Annotated in this window: 25 protein-coding genes; 24 read left to right on the forward strand and 1 reads right to left on the reverse strand. The window is 60.9% G+C overall.

The genetic code is table 11. The features are described 5' to 3' along the window. Positions 1–195: 195 nt before the first annotated feature. The 4 genes from rpsL (at position 196) to tuf (ending at position 4544) form a co-directional block, all read left to right on the forward strand. Positions 196–570 (forward strand): 30S ribosomal protein S12, encoded by a 375-nt coding sequence (gene rpsL / locus ACCQ15_RS04825; RefSeq protein WP_002811712.1) that lies wholly within the window; start codon positions 196–198, stop codon positions 568–570. 12 nt (positions 571–582) lie between these two features. Beyond that, positions 583–1050 carry a 30S ribosomal protein S7 gene (gene rpsG / locus ACCQ15_RS04830; RefSeq protein ID WP_005917592.1) on the forward strand — a complete coding sequence of 156 codons (468 nt, stop codon included), beginning with the start codon at positions 583–585 and terminating at the stop codon, positions 1048–1050. A 137-nt stretch (positions 1051–1187) separates the two neighbouring features. Beyond that, positions 1188–3305: an elongation factor G gene (gene fusA, locus ACCQ15_RS04835; protein ID WP_008574200.1), complete on the forward strand. Its 2118-nt coding sequence runs from the start codon at positions 1188–1190 to the stop codon at positions 3303–3305. A 48-nt stretch (positions 3306–3353) separates the two neighbouring features. Continuing rightward, the gene (gene tuf / locus ACCQ15_RS04840) at positions 3354–4544 is read left to right on the forward strand and encodes an elongation factor Tu (RefSeq protein WP_003486726.1); all 1191 of its coding nucleotides are present in this window, start codon (positions 3354–3356) and stop codon (positions 4542–4544) included. Positions 4545–4831: 287 nt separating this feature from the next. Here tuf and ACCQ15_RS04845 read toward each other — a convergent pair whose 3' ends face one another. Beyond that, on the reverse strand, positions 4832–5506 hold the full coding sequence (locus ACCQ15_RS04845) for a secreted signal peptide protein (protein ID WP_372381270.1): 675 nt from the start codon (positions 5504–5506) through the stop codon (positions 4832–4834). A 1007-nt stretch (positions 5507–6513) separates the two neighbouring features. Between ACCQ15_RS04845 and rpsJ the strand changes: the two genes are divergently transcribed. The 20 genes from rpsJ (at position 6514) to rpmD (ending at position 15617) form a co-directional block, all read left to right on the forward strand. Beyond that, positions 6514–6849 carry a 30S ribosomal protein S10 gene (gene rpsJ, locus ACCQ15_RS04850; RefSeq protein WP_008571672.1) on the forward strand — a complete coding sequence of 112 codons (336 nt, stop codon included), beginning with the start codon at positions 6514–6516 and terminating at the stop codon, positions 6847–6849. Between the two features lie 11 nt (positions 6850–6860). Beyond that, complete coding sequence (gene rplC, locus ACCQ15_RS04855) at positions 6861–7511, forward strand: 50S ribosomal protein L3 (RefSeq protein WP_005917121.1); 651 nt, start codon at positions 6861–6863, stop codon at positions 7509–7511. A gap of 12 nt (positions 7512–7523) precedes the next feature. After that, positions 7524–8129: a 50S ribosomal protein L4 gene (rplD, locus tag ACCQ15_RS04860; RefSeq protein WP_005917124.1), complete on the forward strand. Its 606-nt coding sequence runs from the start codon at positions 7524–7526 to the stop codon at positions 8127–8129. After that, the gene (rplW, locus tag ACCQ15_RS04865) at positions 8126–8440 is read left to right on the forward strand and encodes a 50S ribosomal protein L23 (RefSeq protein WP_014089487.1); all 315 of its coding nucleotides are present in this window, start codon (positions 8126–8128) and stop codon (positions 8438–8440) included. Before rplD ends, rplW begins: the two co-directional genes overlap by 4 nt. A gap of 10 nt (positions 8441–8450) precedes the next feature. After that, the gene (gene rplB, locus ACCQ15_RS04870) at positions 8451–9278 is read left to right on the forward strand and encodes a 50S ribosomal protein L2 (RefSeq protein WP_003486715.1); all 828 of its coding nucleotides are present in this window, start codon (positions 8451–8453) and stop codon (positions 9276–9278) included. A 6-nt stretch (positions 9279–9284) separates the two neighbouring features. Then, positions 9285–9554: a 30S ribosomal protein S19 gene (gene rpsS / locus ACCQ15_RS04875; RefSeq protein WP_005917128.1), complete on the forward strand. Its 270-nt coding sequence runs from the start codon at positions 9285–9287 to the stop codon at positions 9552–9554. 12 nt (positions 9555–9566) lie between these two features. After that, entirely contained in the window at positions 9567–9902 is a 336-nt protein-coding gene (gene rplV / locus ACCQ15_RS04880; protein ID WP_003486710.1) for a 50S ribosomal protein L22, read from the forward strand. Positions 9903–9919: 17 nt separating this feature from the next. Beyond that, on the forward strand, positions 9920–10654 hold the full coding sequence (rpsC, locus tag ACCQ15_RS04885) for a 30S ribosomal protein S3 (RefSeq protein ID WP_008571670.1): 735 nt from the start codon (positions 9920–9922) through the stop codon (positions 10652–10654). A 5-nt stretch (positions 10655–10659) separates the two neighbouring features. Further along, positions 10660–11073, forward strand: coding sequence for a 50S ribosomal protein L16 (gene rplP, locus ACCQ15_RS04890; RefSeq protein ID WP_003486706.1), 414 nt, complete (start codon positions 10660–10662; stop codon positions 11071–11073). After that, positions 11073–11258: a 50S ribosomal protein L29 gene (rpmC, locus tag ACCQ15_RS04895; RefSeq protein WP_003486703.1), complete on the forward strand. Its 186-nt coding sequence runs from the start codon at positions 11073–11075 to the stop codon at positions 11256–11258. The genes rplP and rpmC overlap by 1 nt, the downstream gene beginning before the upstream one ends. A gap of 11 nt (positions 11259–11269) precedes the next feature. Next, entirely contained in the window at positions 11270–11539 is a 270-nt protein-coding gene (gene rpsQ / locus ACCQ15_RS04900; protein WP_003486701.1) for a 30S ribosomal protein S17, read from the forward strand. A 14-nt stretch (positions 11540–11553) separates the two neighbouring features. Beyond that, the gene (gene rplN / locus ACCQ15_RS04905; RefSeq protein WP_003486699.1) at positions 11554–11922 is read left to right on the forward strand and encodes a 50S ribosomal protein L14; all 369 of its coding nucleotides are present in this window, start codon (positions 11554–11556) and stop codon (positions 11920–11922) included. A 15-nt stretch (positions 11923–11937) separates the two neighbouring features. Next, positions 11938–12255 carry a 50S ribosomal protein L24 gene (gene rplX / locus ACCQ15_RS04910; RefSeq protein ID WP_008571669.1) on the forward strand — a complete coding sequence of 106 codons (318 nt, stop codon included), beginning with the start codon at positions 11938–11940 and terminating at the stop codon, positions 12253–12255. A gap of 11 nt (positions 12256–12266) precedes the next feature. Continuing rightward, the gene (gene rplE / locus ACCQ15_RS04915) at positions 12267–12809 is read left to right on the forward strand and encodes a 50S ribosomal protein L5 (protein WP_008571668.1); all 543 of its coding nucleotides are present in this window, start codon (positions 12267–12269) and stop codon (positions 12807–12809) included. An 18-nt stretch (positions 12810–12827) separates the two neighbouring features. Beyond that, positions 12828–13133 (forward strand): 30S ribosomal protein S14, encoded by a 306-nt coding sequence (gene rpsN / locus ACCQ15_RS04920; protein ID WP_008571667.1) that lies wholly within the window; start codon positions 12828–12830, stop codon positions 13131–13133. A 205-nt stretch (positions 13134–13338) separates the two neighbouring features. Further along, positions 13339–13737 (forward strand): 30S ribosomal protein S8, encoded by a 399-nt coding sequence (rpsH, locus tag ACCQ15_RS04925; RefSeq protein WP_003486688.1) that lies wholly within the window; start codon positions 13339–13341, stop codon positions 13735–13737. A 15-nt stretch (positions 13738–13752) separates the two neighbouring features. After that, positions 13753–14280, forward strand: a complete 528-nt coding sequence (gene rplF, locus ACCQ15_RS04930; protein ID WP_031421274.1) for a 50S ribosomal protein L6 — start codon at positions 13753–13755, stop codon at positions 14278–14280. 91 nt (positions 14281–14371) lie between these two features. Beyond that, complete coding sequence (gene rplR, locus ACCQ15_RS04935) at positions 14372–14731, forward strand: 50S ribosomal protein L18 (RefSeq protein WP_003486684.1); 360 nt, start codon at positions 14372–14374, stop codon at positions 14729–14731. Between the two features lie 159 nt (positions 14732–14890). After that, positions 14891–15433 (forward strand): 30S ribosomal protein S5, encoded by a 543-nt coding sequence (rpsE, locus tag ACCQ15_RS04940; protein WP_003486682.1) that lies wholly within the window; start codon positions 14891–14893, stop codon positions 15431–15433. Further along, positions 15426–15617 (forward strand): 50S ribosomal protein L30, encoded by a 192-nt coding sequence (gene rpmD / locus ACCQ15_RS04945; protein ID WP_003486678.1) that lies wholly within the window; start codon positions 15426–15428, stop codon positions 15615–15617. The genes rpsE and rpmD overlap by 8 nt, the downstream gene beginning before the upstream one ends.

Raw genomic sequence — 15617 nt, forward strand, 5'->3', positions numbered from 1 at the left:
CCGTCGTAAGCCAAGCGAAAAGGAGGGCAGGAGGCCCTCCGTTTTCCGGCCTTGGATGGGCCAGCAGGTTCAGATTTCGTGAAGTTGACGGAGTTTCATCCTGCCAGCTATACTTCTCTGTCTCGGTGGGCCGGTCTCGGCCTGCCTTTGTTTTCGTGCAGGCCGTCTCGGCCTATCAATCAGAAGAATCAACTGATGACGACGATCAACCAGCTGGTCCGCAAGCCTCGGCAAGCGACCACCTACAAGAGTGCCTCTCCGGCACTGGACAAGTGTCCGCAGCGCCGTGGCGTCTGCACACGCGTCTACACCACTACCCCGAAGAAGCCGAACTCGGCCCTGCGTAAAGTCGCCAAGGTGCGCCTGACCAACCAGGAAGAGGTCATCAGCTACATCGGTGGTGAAGGTCACAACCTGCAGGAGCACTCCGTGGTCCTGATTCGCGGTGGCCGCGTCAAGGATCTTCCCGGTGTGCGTTATCACACCGTCCGTGGTTCGCTGGACGCCGCCGGCGTCGCCAAGCGTCGTCAAGGCCGTTCCAAGTACGGCGCCAAGCGCCCGAAGAGCTAAGGAAATACTCAAATGTCCCGTAAAGGTTCTACTCCGCAGCGCACCGTCCTGCCAGATCCAAAGCATGGCAGCGAAACCATTGCCCGCTTCATCAATATGGTGATGCAGAGTGGCAAGAAGTCGGTTGCTGAGAAAATTGTCTATGGCGCAATGGACGTCATTGGCGAAAAGAATCCGAATGCCATCGAACTGGTGCAGAAGGCACTGGACAACGTGGCCCCGGCTGTCGAAGTTAAATCGCGTCGCGTCGGTGGTGCTACCTATCAGGTGCCCGTCGAAGTGCGTTCCTCCCGTCGCATGGCGCTGGCAATGCGCTGGTTGATCGATTCCGCGCGCAAGCGTGGCGAGAACACCATGCCGCGTAAGCTGGCTGCAGAACTATTGGACGCCTCGGAAAGCCGCGGCGGCGCGATCAAGAAGCGCGAAGAGACCCACCGTATGGCGGAGGCGAACAAGGCGTTCGCACATTACCGCTGGTGACCTCGGGGGCCTTGGTAACGGGGCCCTTCAGCACCATATGAGTGCTGTTTGCGACGCATGTTGCGTCGCATCCAATCCGAAGGCCGCCGAAAGGCGGCGTTCGGCCATCCGAAATCCAAGAAATTGAGAGGCTCCCCGTGGCCCGCACCACCCCTATCGAGCGTTACCGCAACTTCGGCATCATGGCCCACATCGATGCCGGCAAGACCACCACTTCCGAACGCATCCTGTTCTACACCGGTGTGAGTCACAAGATCGGCGAAGTCCATGACGGCGCTGCAGTGATGGACTGGATGGAGCAGGAGCAGGAGCGTGGTATCACCATCACCTCCGCTGCGACTACCGCGTTCTGGTCGGGTATGGACAAGTCCATGCCGCAGCACCGCTTCAACATCATCGACACCCCCGGGCACGTCGACTTCACCATCGAAGTGGAGCGCTCCTTGCGCGTGCTCGACGGTGCGGTGTTCGTGCTGTGCGCCGTCGGTGGCGTGCAGCCGCAGTCCGAGACCGTGTGGCGCCAGGCCAACAAGTATTCCGTGCCGCGCATGGCCTTCGTCAACAAGATGGACCGTACCGGTGCCAACTTCGACAAGGTCGTTGAGCAGCTGAAGGCCCGTCTGGGTGCGTACGCCGTGCCGATGCAGGTGCCGATCGGCGCCGAAGACGGCTTTGAGGGCGTGGTCGACCTGCTGAAGATGAAGGCGATCCATTGGGATACCGCATCGCAGGGCACCACCTTCGAATACCGCGATATTCCGGCCGACCTGGTCGATGTCGCGACCGAGGCACGCTCGTTCATGGTCGAAGCGGCTGCAGAAGCCAGCGAAGACCTCATGGACAAGTACCTCAACGAGGGCGACCTGAGCGAACAGGAGATCCTGTCGGGTCTGCGCGAGCGCACCTTGAAGGTGGAGATCGTGCCGGTGTTCTGCGGCTCGGCGTTCAAGAACAAGGGCGTGCAGGCCATGCTCGACGGCGTCGTGCACTTGCTGCCGTCGCCGGCTGACCGTCCGCCGGTGCAGGGTATCGACGAAGACGAGAAGGAAGACACGCGCGCTGCCACCGATACCGCGCCGTTCTCGGCGTTGGCGTTCAAGATCATGACCGACCCGTTCGTGGGCTCGCTGACGTTCTTCCGTGTCTATTCGGGCACGCTGAACTCCGGCGACCAGGTCTACAACCCGGTCAAGTCGAAGAAGGAGCGCGTGGGCCGCATCCTGCAGATGCACTCCAACAATCGCGAAGAGATCAAGGAAGTGCGCGCGGGCGACATCGCCGCTGCCGTGGGTCTGAAGGATGTCACCACCGGCGACACGCTGTGTGCGCAGGACAAGATCATCACCCTGGAGCGCATGGTGTTCCCGGAGCCGGTGATCTCGATGGCGGTGGAGCCGAAGACCAAGTCGGACCAGGAAAAAATGGGCATGGCCCTGGGCCGTCTGGCGCAGGAAGATCCCTCGTTCCGCGTCAAGACCGACGAAGAATCCGGTCAGACCATCATCTCGGGCATGGGCGAGTTGCACCTGGACATCATCGTCGACCGCATGCGTCGCGAGTTCAATGTCGAGGCCAACGTCGGCAAGCCGCAGGTGGCCTACCGCGAAACGATCCGCAAGTCCGACGTCAAGTCTGACTATAAGCACGCCAAGCAGTCCGGTGGTAAGGGTCAGTACGGTCACGTCGTGATCGAGCTGTCGCCGATGACCGAGGAAGAGCGCAAGAGCGAGAACGTCAAGGACGATTTCCTCTTCATCAACGACATCACCGGCGGCATCATTCCGAAGGAATTCATCCCCTCGGTCGAAAAGGGTCTGCGCGAAACGATCACCAGTGGTCCGATCGCCGGCTTCCCGGTGGTGGGCGTGAAGGTCAAGCTGGTGTTCGGCTCGTACCATGACGTCGACTCCTCGGAAATGGCGTTCAAGCTGGCTGCATCGATGGCGTTCAAGCAGGGCTTCGCGAAAGCCAGCCCGGTGTTGCTGGAGCCGATCATGAAGGTCGAAATCGTCAGCCCGGAGGATTACCTGGGTGACGTGATGGGCGACGTGAGCCGCCGTCGTGGCGTGTTACAGGGTCAGGACGACAGCCCGTCGGGCAAGATCATCAACGCGATGATCCCGTTGGGTGAAATGTTCGGTTACGCCACTTCGCTGCGCTCGATGAGCCAGGGCCGTGCGACGTTCTCGATGGAGTTCGACCACTACGAAGAGGCACCGGCCAACATCGCCGACGCCGTCACCAAGAAGGGCTGAGTTCGCTCAGCCGCTTCTCACAAATTTTTCAATTAGAGGTAGTTAGTCATGGCAAAAGCTAAATTCGAGCGCACCAAGCCGCACGTGAACGTCGGCACCATCGGTCACGTTGACCATGGCAAGACCACGTTGACCGCTGCGCTGACCAAGATCGGTGCCGAGCGTTTCGGTGGTGAGTTCAAGGCGTACGACGCGATCGACGCGGCGCCGGAAGAGAAGGCGCGCGGCATCACGATTTCGACCGCACACGTCGAATACGAATCCCCGACCCGCCACTACGCGCACGTTGACTGCCCCGGCCACGCCGACTACGTCAAGAACATGATCACCGGTGCAGCGCAGATGGACGGCGCGATCCTGGTGTGCTCGGCCGCTGACGGCCCGATGCCGCAGACCCGTGAGCACATCCTGCTCTCGCGTCAGGTCGGTGTGCCGCACATCGTGGTGTTCCTGAACAAGGCCGACATGGTCGACGACGCCGAGCTGCTCGAGCTGGTCGAAATGGAAGTGCGCGAACTGCTGAGCAAGTACGACTTCCCGGGCGACGACACCCCGATCATCCACGGTTCGGCGCGTCTGGCGCTGGACGGCGATCAGAGCGACATCGGCGTGCCGGCGATCCTGAAGCTGGTCGAGGCGCTGGACTCGTTCATTCCGGAGCCGACCCGCGACGTGGACCGTCCGTTCCTGATGCCGGTCGAAGACGTGTTCTCGATCTCCGGTCGCGGTACCGTGGTGACCGGTCGTATCGAGCGCGGCATCATCAAGGTGGGCGACGAAATCGAAATCGTCGGTATCCGCGACACGCAGAAGACCACCGTCACCGGCGTGGAAATGTTCCGCAAGCTGCTGGACCAGGGTCAGGCAGGCGACAACGCCGGTCTGCTGCTGCGCGGCACCAAGCGTGACGACGTCGAGCGCGGCCAGGTGCTGTGCAAGCCGGGTTCGATCAAGCCGCACACCGAGTTCGAAGCCGAAGTCTACGTGCTGTCCAAGGACGAGGGTGGCCGTCATACCCCGTTCTTCAAGGGCTACCGTCCGCAGTTCTACTTCCGCACCACCGACATCACTGGCGCCTGCCAGCTGCCGGAAGGTGTGGAGATGGTGATGCCGGGCGACAACGTGAAGATGGTCGTGACCCTGATCAACCCGGTCGCAATGGACGAAGGTCTACGCTTCGCCATCCGTGAAGGCGGTCGTACCGTCGGTGCCGGCGTGGTTGCCAAGATCATCAAGTAAGCAACACCTGCAGCACGGCAGCTTCGGCTGCCGTGTCGCTGGAAAAGAAAAGGTCGGCGAGAGCCGGCCTTTTTCTTTGTACACGTGTTGGCGGGGACCCTGCCTGGCGCGAGAATGCGCTTGCCGATGCAAAGAGAGAGATGAAGAAAACAGGCGCCTGCCCCACTCATAACGCTGCGTCGGGTGGGCAGATGGTGCGTGAGCAAGTCGCATCGGAGGCATGATTGCGGATTGGCGAACCGGCTGTCATGACGTAAGGCGGCATGGCGCGCAGATGCCGGCAACATTCAGCGAATGCCGTTGATCAAGCCCCTTGTCGGGTTCTTGAGCAGATTCAGGCCGGGCAATTCGAAATTGTCCAGCTCCTGTTTGGTGGTTGCGATGTTCAGCCCGACGATGGCCAAAGTGTCCGGGTCCACGTCAATGGCCAGTGGCATGGCGGAGAACTGGACGTAATCGCGGCTGGCATTCCATTGCGGGCTGCCGCCGATGGTTTGGAGGATGCGGTTGATCTGGGTGCCGACCGGATGGCCGAGTAGATGGAAGGGCGGGGGCGCCCTCTGATCGGCGAAGGCGATCAGGTTGCTGACACGGTCATTGCGCAATCCCACCGCCAGCTCGCCTTGCACGAGGGTGCCAGCTCGACGCGGATGCTGCGCCAGCTGTGCTTTGATGTCGCGCGGGTATAGATACAGCAGGCTGAGTCTGTTCGGATCCACCGCATCGGTGTGGGTAACGTCAGGCTGCCCTAGCGCGGCCAGTACCTGTTGCTTGCGCATTCCAAGTGCGAGCGGACCGATGTGCGCGCATGCCACCGGCAACGTGGTCGCGCTGGCGGAGGTAGTAAACGTCTGGTGCAACGCACGCGAGCAGGCCTTGCCATCGTTGCCGGCAGCGCGGGAAGGCGGGGCGACGAGTCCGAAGAGTAGTAGGCCGCAAAACAAGAGAGGGTGCCGGGGCATAGGGGGTGTCCGGTGGGGAAATCCTGCAAGGACGAGGCCGGGTGGGAAAGAAAGGTTGGTTACTTGTATTGGTTGATACGTCTACCTTATGCCGCCTTTGCAGCTGTCGGTAATCCGGTCCGCGACGGAGGTCGACCCGATAAGCGCCGGTGGGGCCGTCGATGTCGCTGAGACCGGAAGCGTCCACCGCGATACGGTCTAGCATCAGCGCCGTCAAATGGCGCGCCGCTTGCGCGGATACGGACGTCTTTGGTGAGTTCGATATGGATGGCGTTCCCAGTGTAGTGGGCGGATTCTTGCCGGTGGTCGACACCCTGCCACCGGGCGGATCGGGGGCGTGCTGCTTAGGTGTTATCTGCAGGGCCATCTTCGGAAGCAGCATTGCTGCAGTCGTGGCAGGCTTTGCCTGCAACAGCACACCGGTGATGCAAACGCGTTGGCAAAGTAGAGCCTTGCAACGATCACTGCAGTATCCCGGCAACGCCGCTGGGGTCCGATATTGCCTGGAACCAAGGCCCTATACTCCGGCGATTGTCCATGTCCGGCGTGTTTGATTCTCGGCCCTGAGTTTGGTCAGTCCGGACTAGCGCCCCGACAAAGGCGGTGTCCGGGGCGGGTTTATGCGTCACAGCTGCTACCCGGCTAGCTCCGGATCAGAGTAGCGCGCTTGCAGGAGCGGAGGTGAGCCGCTAGAATGCGCGGCTCGGTGTCCCTGGGTAGGGCGCTGAGTTACAGCGAAAAGAACGGCAGGATGCCGCTCGTGTTCGCCAGACCGGGAAGGTCGCGTTGCATGGAGCACTCAACAACTCTCACGTTGTTGACCGTGCTCTTGTTGCGCATTATACTTTTCCGCCTGGGCAGGCCGGGTTACCGGGCTGCCTCAGTTTTTGGGCGGAGGAAATGCCCTCGCCAGCAGGATGCGCGGCGATTTCATCAACGTCAGGAATATCGGGGCAGGTATCCCAGAGGCCTTGCCCGTCGCTCTTTTAACGAAGGAACCCACCGTCATGGCGGAGCAAAAGACCGGTCAGAAGGCGGATCAGAAGATCCGTATCCGGCTGAAGGCGTTCGATCATCGCTTGATTGACCGTTCGGCCAGCGAGATCGTCGAAACGGCTAAGCGGACTGGCGCGCAAGTGCGTGGCCCGATCCCGTTGCCGACCAAGATCGAACGTTACACCATCCTCGTATCCCCGCATGCTGACAAAGATGCTCGTGACCAATACGAAACCCGCACGCACAAGCGTGTGCTCGATATCATCGACCCGAACGACAAGACCGTGGACGCGCTGATGAAGCTCGAGCTCGCGGCTGGCGTCGACGTCCAGATCAAGTTGACCTGAGGACTACGACCATGACGAAGAAATATTCGTTGGGCTTCGTGGGCCGCAAGGCTGGTATGAGCCGCGTCTTCACTGAAGATGGCCGCTCGGTACCGGTCACGCTGATCGAAGCAACTCCGAACCGCATCGCGCAGATCAAGACCGTCGAAGTTGACGGCTACAGCGCCGTGCAGGTCACCGTTGGCGCCCGTCGTGCCGCGCTGGTCAACAAGCCGGCTGCAGGCCACTTCGCCAAGGCGAAGGTGGAAGCGGGTCGCGGCCTGTGGGAATTCCGTGTTGAAGATGCCCAGCTCGGCGATTTCGCCGTCGGTGGCGAAATCAAGGCGGACATCTTCGAGGTCGGCCAGAAGGTCGACGTCCAGGGCGTCACCAAGGGTAAGGGTTTCCAGGGCACCATCAAGCGCTACAACTTCCGTATGGGCGATGCAACCCACGGTAACTCGCTGTCGCATCGCGCGCCGGGTTCGCTGGGTCAGCGCCAGACCCCGGGTCGCGTTTTCCCGGGCAAGAAGATGTCGGGCCACATGGGCGCAGTGCAGCAAAGCACGCAGAACCTGGAAGTGGTCAAGGTCGACGTCGAGCGTGGTCTGATTGCTATCCGCGGCGCCGTGCCTGGCGCAGCTGGTGGCGATGTGATCGTCCGTCCGGCGAGCAAGGCATAAGGAGAGATGACGATGGAACTCGTTATCACGGGTAGCAACAACAAGGTCTCGGTCTCCGATGCCGTGTTCGGTCGCGAATTCAGCGAAGATCTGGTTCACCAGGTCGTTGTCGCTTATCGCAATGCCGGTCGCGCCGGTACCAAGGCACAGAAGACGCGTTCGGAAGTTGCGGGCACGACCAAGAAGTCGAAAAAGCAGAAGGGCGGCGGTGCGCGTCATGGCGCGCTGACGGCTCCGATCTTCGTCGGCGGTGGCGTGACCTTCGCGGCCAAGCCGCGCAGCTTCGAGCAGAAGGTCAACCGCAAGATGTACCGTGCGGCCATCTGCGCGATCTTCTCCGAGCTGAACCGTCAGGGTCGTCTGATGATCGTCGACGCGTTCGACCTCGAAGCGACCAAGACCAAGGGCTTGATCGAAAAGCTCAAGGGGCTGGAAGTGGGCAAGCGCCCGCTGATCGTTACCGAAGAGGCTTCCGAGCACCTGTATCTGTCCGCTCGCAATCTGCCGTATGTGCAGGTGCGTGACGTGCAGGGTCTGGATCCGGTCGCTCTGGTCGGGGCCGATACGGTCGTGATCACCGCCGACGCGGTCAAGAAGGTCGAGGAGTGGCTGGCATGAGCAGCAACGAAAAAAGCAGCAACGAAAAAATCTTCAGCGTGCTGCGTGCTCCGCGAGTCTCCGAAAAGACCGCGCGCCTGCAGGAAATTTCCAACCAGTATGTCTTCGAAGTTTCGAACGAAGCCACCAAGGCCGATGTAAAGGCCGCGGTTGAGCAGCTGTTCGACGTCAAGGTCAAGGCAGTCAACGTGGTCAACGTCAAGGGCAAGAGCAAGTCCTTCCGTAACCGTGCTGGCAGCCGCGGCAATTGGCGCAAGGCGTACGTCCGCCTGGTTGATGGTCAGTCCATCGACGTAACGGCCAAGGCCTGAGGTCCATCCCATGCCATTGATGAAGTTCAAACCCACCTCTCCCGGCCGTCGTTCCGCCGTGCGCGTGGTTACTCCCGATCTGCACAAGGGCGCACCGCACGCGGCGCTGCTCGACTCGCAGAGCAAGTCCGGTGGTCGTAACCACCACGGCCGCATCACCGTGCGTCACGTCGGTGGTGGCCACAAGCAGCACTACCGCATCATCGACTTCAAGCGCAACAAGGAAGGCATTCCGGCGCGTGTGGAGCGGATCGAATACGATCCGAACCGTACCGCTCATATCGCCCTGCTGTGCTACGTCGACGGCGAGCGCCGCTACATCATCGCCCCCAAGGGCCTGAAGGCCGGCGACCAGGTCATTGCCGGTGCCAACGCACCGATCAAGACCGGCAACACGCTGCCGCTGCGCAACATCCCGGTCGGTACGACGGTTCACGGTATCGAGCTGAAGCCGGGTAAGGGCGCTCAGATCGCACGTGCCGCCGGTGCAGCCGTCCAGCTGGTCGCTCGCGAAGGCATCTATGCCACGCTGCGTCTGCGCTCGGGCGAAATGCGCAAGGTGCCGGTCGAGTGCCGCGCCACCATCGGCGAAGTCGGCAACGACGAGCACAACCTTGAGAAGCTGGGCAAGGCCGGCGCCAAGCGTTGGCGCGGTGTTCGTCCGACCGTTCGCGGTGCGGCCATGAACCCGGTCGATCACCCGCACGGTGGTGGTGAAGCGAAGGCTGGTCAGGGTAATCCGCATCCGGTCACCCCGTGGGGTGTTCCGACCAAGGGTTACAAGACGCGCAAGAACAAGCGCACCCAGCAGTTCATCGTCCGCGATCGTAGGGGCTAATCGACCATGGCACGTTCACTTAAGAAGGGCCCGTTCGTCGATCACCACCTTGCAAAGAAGGTGGAGTCCGCTGCGGGTAGCAAGAAGCCGATCAAGACCTGGTCGCGCCGTTCGATGATCCTGCCTGAAATGGTAGGCATCACCATCGCCGTGCATAACGGCAAGAACCACATTCCGGTGCTCGTCAACGAGAATATGGTCGGCCACAAGCTCGGCGAATTTGCCGTCACCCGGACCTTCAAGGGTCACGGTGGCGACAAGAAGTCGGGCAGGTAAGGAGAGATGACGATGGAAGCGAAAGCAATCCTGCGCACCGCGCGCATCTCCCCGCAGAAGGCCCGCCTGGTCGCTGACCAGGTGCGTGGTTTGTCCGCCGAACGTGCGGTCAATCTGCTGAAGTTCTCGGACAAGAAGGCTGCACACCTGATCAAAAAGGTGGTGGAGTCGGCGATCGCCAATGCCGAGAACAATCAGGGCGCGGATGTCGACGAGCTGAAGGTCAAGACCATCATGGTTGATGAAGGTCCCTCCCTGAAGCGTTTCATGGCGCGGGCGAAAGGCCGCGGTACCCGCATCCTCAAGCGCACCAGCCACATCACTGTGGTTGTGGGCGCCGCCAAGTAAGCGGAAAGGAAAAGACCATGGGTCATAAAGTTCATCCGACTGGAATCCGCCTCGGCATCGCCAAGGACTGGAATTCCAAGTGGTACGCAAACAAGGCCGAGTTCGCCTCCTATCTGGCAGCCGACCTGAAAGTGCGTGAAATGCTGCGCAAGAAGCTCGCGCAGGCAGGTGTCAGCAAGATCTTGATCGAGCGCCCTGCCAAAACCGCCCGCGTGACCATTCACACCGCCCGTCCGGGTGTGGTGATCGGCAAGCGTGGCGAGGACATCGAAAAGCTGCGCAAGGAAGTGAGCCAGCTGATGGGCGTTCCGGCGCACATCAACGTCACCGAAGTGCGCAAGCCGGAGCTGGATGCGCAGCTGGTCGCCGAGTCGATCGCGCAGCAGCTTGAGCGTCGCATCATGTTCCGCCGTGCAATGAAGCGCTCGGTCGGTAACGCGATGCGCCTGGGTGCCTTGGGCATCAAGGTCAATGTGGCTGGCCGCCTCAACGGTGCAGAAATTGCCCGTTCGGAGTGGTACCGCGAAGGCCGCGTGCCGCTGCACACGCTACGTGCCGACATTGATTACGGTTTTGCCGAGGCGTCCACGACGTACGGCATCATCGGCATCAAGGTCTGGATCTATAAGGGCGAAGTCTTCGACTTCTCTCAGGTTGGCCAGGAAAAGCAGGACGACAGCCCGCGCAACGATCGTAACGATCGCGGCGACCGTGGTGACCGCCCGTCGCGCCCGGCTCGTGAAGCGAGGTAACGGCAATGTTGCAACCCAAGCGAACCAAATATCGCAAGATGCACAAGGGCCGTAACGACGGCCTGGCATGGAGCGGAAACGCCGTCAGCTTCGGCGAGTACGGCCTCAAGGCCACGGCGCACGGTCAGCTGACCGCACGCCAGATTGAAGCAGCACGCCGCACGATCAGCCGCCACGTCAAGAAGGGCGGCAAGATGTGGATCCGTGTGTTCCCCGACAAGCCGATCACCAAGAAGCCGATCGAAGTCCGCATGGGCTCCGGTAAGGGCAACGTGGAGTACTGGGTCGCGCAGATTCAGCCGGGCCGCATGATCTATGAAATCGAGGGAATCCCCGAAGAGACCGCACGTGAGGCGTTTCGCCTTGCCGCTGCCAAGCTCTCGGTGACCACCACTTTCGTGACCCGGACGGTGCGCTGATGGATATCAAACAACTCCGCGAGAAGTCGGCTGACGAATTGAAGGCCCACCTGACCGATCTGCGTAAGGAGCAGTTCTCGCTCCGTATGCAGCAGGTCACCGGCCAGCTGCCGAAGACCCACGAAACCCGCCGGGTGCGCCGCGAGATTGCTCGCGTCAAGCACCTGCTCGGCAGCACCAAGTAAGGACGGCCGCGATGAGCGACAATAACGAAAAGCAAACGCTGCGCACGGTCGAAGGCCGTGTCGTCAGCAACAAGATGGACAAGACGGTCACCGTGTTGGTGGAGCGCCAGGTCAAGCATGCGCTGTACGGCAAGTACATCAAGCGCTCGACCAAGCTGCACGCACACGACGCCGACAATGCCTGCAACGAAGGCGACGTCGTGCGTGTGACCGAGATTGCTCCGATGTCCAAGACCAAGAACTGGCGGGTGGTGGAAATCGTCACCCGTTCGGCCGAATAAGGGAGATCTGAATCATGATCCAGATGCAGAGCTACCTCGATGTCGCCGACAATTCGGGTGCCAAGGAAGTGATGTGCATCAAGGTGCTGGGCGGCTCCAAGCGCCGTTACGCACACATTGGCGACATCATCAAGGTGACCGTCAAGGACGCCATTCCGCGTGGCAAGGTCAAGAAGGGCGAAGTCTACGACGCCGTCGTGGTGCGTACCCGCAAGGGTGTGCGCCGTCCCGACGGTTCGCTGATCCGCTTCGATGGCAACGCCGCTGTGCTGTTGAACAATAAGCAGGAGCCGATCGGGACCCGCATCTTCGGGCCGGTGACGCGCGAGCTGCGTTCCGAGAAGTTCATGAAGATCGTCTCGCTCGCTCCCGAAGTGCTGTGAGCGGAGGACATACACATGGCTAACCGTATCAAGAAGGGCGACCAGGTCGTCATCAACACCGGCAAGGACAAGGGTAAGCAGGGTGAAGTGGTGCGTGTGGAGGGCGATCGCGTGATCGTCTCCAACGCCAACGTCATCAAGCGCCACACCAAGCCGAACCCGCAGGCAGGCGTTGCCGGCGGCGTGGTCGAGCGTGAAGCGTCGATCCATATCTCCAACGTCAATATCGTCAACCCGGCAACGGGCAAGGGCGAGCGCGTTGGCTTCAAGGTGCTGGAGGATGGACGCAAACTGCGTGTGTTCCGCTCCAGCGGTGAGGCGCTCGACGCCTGAGGAATGAGATCATGAACACTCGTCTCGAAAAGTTTTACAAGGAAAACGTGGTGCCGGCCCTGATGAAGGAATTCGGCTACACCAATCCGATGGAAGTGCCGAAGCTGGTCAAGGTCACGCTCAACATGGGCGTGGGCGAAGCCGCTACCAACAAGAAGATCCTGGAAAATGCGGTCGCCGACATGGCCAAGATCTCCGGTCAAAAGCCGGTGGTCACCAAGTCGCGCGTTTCGGTCGCATCCTTCAAGATCCGTGACGGTTGGCCGATCGGCTGCAAGACCACCTTGCGTCGCGCCAAGATGTACGAGTTCCTGGATCGCCTGATCAACATCTCGTTGCCGCGCGTGCGCGACTTCCGTGGTGTGTCCGGTCGCTCCTTCGACGGTCGTGGCAACTTCAACATGGGTGTGAAGGAACAGATCATCTTCCCGGAAATCGACTTCGACGCCGTCGACGCGATTCGCGGTATGGATATCGCCATCACCACCACCGCCAAGACGGATGCGGAAGCGAAGGCGCTGCTGGCAGCGTTCAAGTTCCCGTTCCGTAACTGACCGTCGAGGACATCCGAAATGGCAAAGACCTCCATGATCCACCGCGACATCAAGCGTGCAAAGCTGGCGAAGAAATTCGCCGGCAAGCGTGATGCGCTGAAGAAGATCCTCTCCAGTCAGGATGCGTCCTACGAAGAGAAGATCGAAGCGTCGACCAAGTTGCAGAAGCTGCCGCGCGATTCGTCGCCGAGCCGCTATCGCAACCGTTGCGAGCTGTCCGGTCGTCCGCGCGGTGTCTACCGCAAGTTCGGTCTGGGTCGCAACATGCTGCGCAAGGCCACGATGAACGGCGACGTTCCGGGCCTGCGTAAGGCGAGCTGGTAACAGCATTCCGGCCGTTCGCGGCCGGATTTGAACAGGATGGTTCTGTTCAACAAGAGAGTCCGACGCAAGTCGGGCTCTTTTGTCGTATACTTCCGCTTCTGTCTTGCCCGTTCGGGCTTGGCATGGCGTCAAGGGTCCTGGCCCGTCCCCAGGAAAACACAAGATTTTCGCGAAAGCGGATATCGGTGCACTCAAAGGTACTCACATGAGCATGACTGATCCCATCGCCGACCTGCTGGTTCGCATCAAGAATGCGGCCGCGGTTGGTAAGCAGACGGTGAAATTGCCGTCGTCCAAGATTAAGGTTGCGATCGCCCAGGTCCTGAAGGACGAGGGTTACATCACCGACCTGCGCGTGACCCAGACCGAAAACAACAAGGCGGAACTGGAAATCGTGCTGAAGTATTTCGAAGGCCGCCCGGTCATCGAGACCCTGAAGCGTTTTTCGCGCTCGGGTCTGCGCCAGTACCGCGGCAAGACCGAGCTGCCCAAGGTCCTCGGTGGCCTGGGTATCGCCATCATCTCCACGTCGAAGGGCATCATGACCGATGCGCAGGCTCGCGAAGCCGGCGTTGGTGGTGAAGTTCTGTGCTTCGTGGCCTAAGGGAAGGAATCGAACATGTCCCGTGTAGCCAAGAAGCCTGTCTCCCTCCCGAAGGGTGTTGAACTCAAGGTCCAGCCTGAGCTGGTCAGCGTCAAGGGCCCGAAGGGCACGTTGACCCTGCCCAAGCCGGCTGGTGTCGAAATCGCCATCGATGGCGACGTTGCCACGCTGTCGGCTAACGATCCGTCGCAGATCGCCCTCACCGGCACCGTGCGCGCCATCCTGGCCAATATGGTCAAGGGCGTCTCCGAAGGCTTCGAGCGCAAGCTCGAGCTGGTCGGCGTCGGTTACCGTGCTGCCATGCAGGGCAAGGACCTGAGCCTGGCGCTCGGTTTCTCGCACCCGCTGGTGTTCGTGGCGCCGGAAGGCATCACGCTGTCGACTCCTACCCAGACCGAAATTGTGGTCCAGGGCGCCGACAAGCAGCGCGTCGGCGAAGTTGCCGCCAAGATTCGCGGTTTCCGTCCGCCGGAGCCCTACAAGGGCAAGGGTGTGAAGTACGCCGGTGAAGTCATCATTCGCAAGGAAGCCAAGAAGGCGTAAGGCAGGTCCCTCTGCGAGGAGCCCGGCCATCAATGGCCGGACTTTTCAATGTACAAGCCTGTTTTCCTTCAGCTTTCGTAGGATAAATATCATGAGCATCAACAAGAACATCGCCCGTCTGCGTCGCGCCAAGTCCACCCGTGCGCACATCCGTGAGCTCGGCGTTGCCCGCCTGTCGGTGCTGCGCACCGGTCAACACCTGTATGCGCAGGTCTTCACTGCCGACGGCTCCAAGGTGATCGCTGCTGCGAACACCCTGCAGGCCGACGTCAAGGATGGCCTGAAGAACGGCAAGAACAGCGATGCGGCCGCCAAGGTCGGCAAGCTGATCGCCGAGCGCGCCAAGGCTGCGGGCATCGAGAAGGTCGCATTCGACCGCTCGGGCTACCGCTACCACGGCCGCATCAAGGCGCTTGCCGACGCTGCGCGCGAAGGTGGCCTGCAGTTCTAAAGCACTGCTGCGGAGGTGGTCATCGACCACCTTCGCGATACCGCCGGCAGGGAGATGCCGGACCGTCCCGTTCTTTTGCAACGGTGCCGGGAACACCGCTTCACTTCACAACCATAAGCGGCTTCGAGCCGTACATACTCAATCAATCAAGGAATCAAGATGGCAGAAGAACGTGCACCGCGGGGTCGTGATCGCGACCGTAACCGCGAAGAGAAAGTCGACGATGGCATGATCGAAAAGCTGGTCGCGGTCAATCGCGTCAGCAAGACGGTCAAGGGCGGTCGCCAGTTCACCTTCACCGCGCTGACCGTGGTCGGCGATGGTCTGGGCAAGGTCGGTTTCGGTTATGGCAAGGCGCGCGAAGTGCCGGTTGCCATCCAGAAGTCGATGGAGCAGGCGCGCAAGAATCTGGCCACTGTCGATCTGAACAACGGCACCTTGTGGCATGCCGTCAAGTCGGGCCATGGCGCAGCACGCGTCTACATGCAGCCGGCTTCGGAAGGTACGGGCGTCATCGCAGGCGGCGCCATGCGCGCTGTGCTGGAAGCGGTTGGCGTCAAGAACGTGCTGGCCAAGGCTGTCGGTTCGCGTAATCCGATCAACCTGGTCCGTGCGACCCTGAAGGGTCTGTCGGAAGTGCAGTCGCCGGCACGCGTTGCGGCCAAGCGCGGCAAGAAGGTGGAGGAGCTCAACCATGGCTAAGGACACCAACAAGACCGTGAAGGTGCGCCTGGTGCGTGGCCTGCGTGGAACCCAGTCGCGTCACCGCCTGTCGGTGCGTGCGTTGGGCCTGAATAAGCTGAACGATGTGCGTGAACTGAAGGACAGCCCGCAGGTGCGTGGCCTGATCAATACGGTTCATTACCTCGTCAAGGTTGAGGAGTAA

It is taken from the genome of Xanthomonas sp. NCPPB 1754, assembly GCF_041475725.2.
GTDB lineage: Bacteria > Pseudomonadota > Gammaproteobacteria > Xanthomonadales > Xanthomonadaceae > Xanthomonas > Xanthomonas euvesicatoria.

What these genes read in the sequence shown, in the direction of transcription:
- rplB (WP_003486715.1), top strand. Translation starts at nt 8,451, where the DNA reads ATGCCATTGATGAAGTTCAAACCCACCTCTCCCGGCCGTCGTTCCGCC.
- rpsC (WP_008571670.1), top strand. Translation starts at nt 9,920, where the DNA reads ATGGGTCATAAAGTTCATCCGACTGGAATCCGCCTCGGCATCGCCAAG.
- rplC (WP_005917121.1), top strand. Translation starts at nt 6,861, where the DNA reads ATGACGAAGAAATATTCGTTGGGCTTCGTGGGCCGCAAGGCTGGTATG.
- tuf (WP_003486726.1), top strand. Translation starts at nt 3,354, where the DNA reads ATGGCAAAAGCTAAATTCGAGCGCACCAAGCCGCACGTGAACGTCGGC.
- ACCQ15_RS04845 (WP_372381270.1), bottom strand. Translation starts at nt 5,506, where the DNA reads ATGCCCCGGCACCCTCTCTTGTTTTGCGGCCTACTACTCTTCGGACTC.
- rplP (WP_003486706.1), top strand. Translation starts at nt 10,660, where the DNA reads ATGTTGCAACCCAAGCGAACCAAATATCGCAAGATGCACAAGGGCCGT.
- rplF (WP_031421274.1), top strand. Translation starts at nt 13,753, where the DNA reads ATGTCCCGTGTAGCCAAGAAGCCTGTCTCCCTCCCGAAGGGTGTTGAA.
- rplV (WP_003486710.1), top strand. Translation starts at nt 9,567, where the DNA reads ATGGAAGCGAAAGCAATCCTGCGCACCGCGCGCATCTCCCCGCAGAAG.
- rpmC (WP_003486703.1), top strand. Translation starts at nt 11,073, where the DNA reads ATGGATATCAAACAACTCCGCGAGAAGTCGGCTGACGAATTGAAGGCC.
- rpsS (WP_005917128.1), top strand. Translation starts at nt 9,285, where the DNA reads ATGGCACGTTCACTTAAGAAGGGCCCGTTCGTCGATCACCACCTTGCA.
- rpsJ (WP_008571672.1), top strand. Translation starts at nt 6,514, where the DNA reads ATGGCGGAGCAAAAGACCGGTCAGAAGGCGGATCAGAAGATCCGTATC.
- rpsE (WP_003486682.1), top strand. Translation starts at nt 14,891, where the DNA reads ATGGCAGAAGAACGTGCACCGCGGGGTCGTGATCGCGACCGTAACCGC.
- rpsH (WP_003486688.1), top strand. Translation starts at nt 13,339, where the DNA reads ATGAGCATGACTGATCCCATCGCCGACCTGCTGGTTCGCATCAAGAAT.
- rplD (WP_005917124.1), top strand. Translation starts at nt 7,524, where the DNA reads ATGGAACTCGTTATCACGGGTAGCAACAACAAGGTCTCGGTCTCCGAT.
- rplE (WP_008571668.1), top strand. Translation starts at nt 12,267, where the DNA reads ATGAACACTCGTCTCGAAAAGTTTTACAAGGAAAACGTGGTGCCGGCC.
- rpsL (WP_002811712.1), top strand. Translation starts at nt 196, where the DNA reads ATGACGACGATCAACCAGCTGGTCCGCAAGCCTCGGCAAGCGACCACC.
- rplR (WP_003486684.1), top strand. Translation starts at nt 14,372, where the DNA reads ATGAGCATCAACAAGAACATCGCCCGTCTGCGTCGCGCCAAGTCCACC.
- rpsQ (WP_003486701.1), top strand. Translation starts at nt 11,270, where the DNA reads ATGAGCGACAATAACGAAAAGCAAACGCTGCGCACGGTCGAAGGCCGT.
- rpsN (WP_008571667.1), top strand. Translation starts at nt 12,828, where the DNA reads ATGGCAAAGACCTCCATGATCCACCGCGACATCAAGCGTGCAAAGCTG.
- rpsG (WP_005917592.1), top strand. Translation starts at nt 583, where the DNA reads ATGTCCCGTAAAGGTTCTACTCCGCAGCGCACCGTCCTGCCAGATCCA.
- rplX (WP_008571669.1), top strand. Translation starts at nt 11,938, where the DNA reads ATGGCTAACCGTATCAAGAAGGGCGACCAGGTCGTCATCAACACCGGC.
- rplW (WP_014089487.1), top strand. Translation starts at nt 8,126, where the DNA reads ATGAGCAGCAACGAAAAAAGCAGCAACGAAAAAATCTTCAGCGTGCTG.
- rpmD (WP_003486678.1), top strand. Translation starts at nt 15,426, where the DNA reads ATGGCTAAGGACACCAACAAGACCGTGAAGGTGCGCCTGGTGCGTGGC.
- rplN (WP_003486699.1), top strand. Translation starts at nt 11,554, where the DNA reads ATGATCCAGATGCAGAGCTACCTCGATGTCGCCGACAATTCGGGTGCC.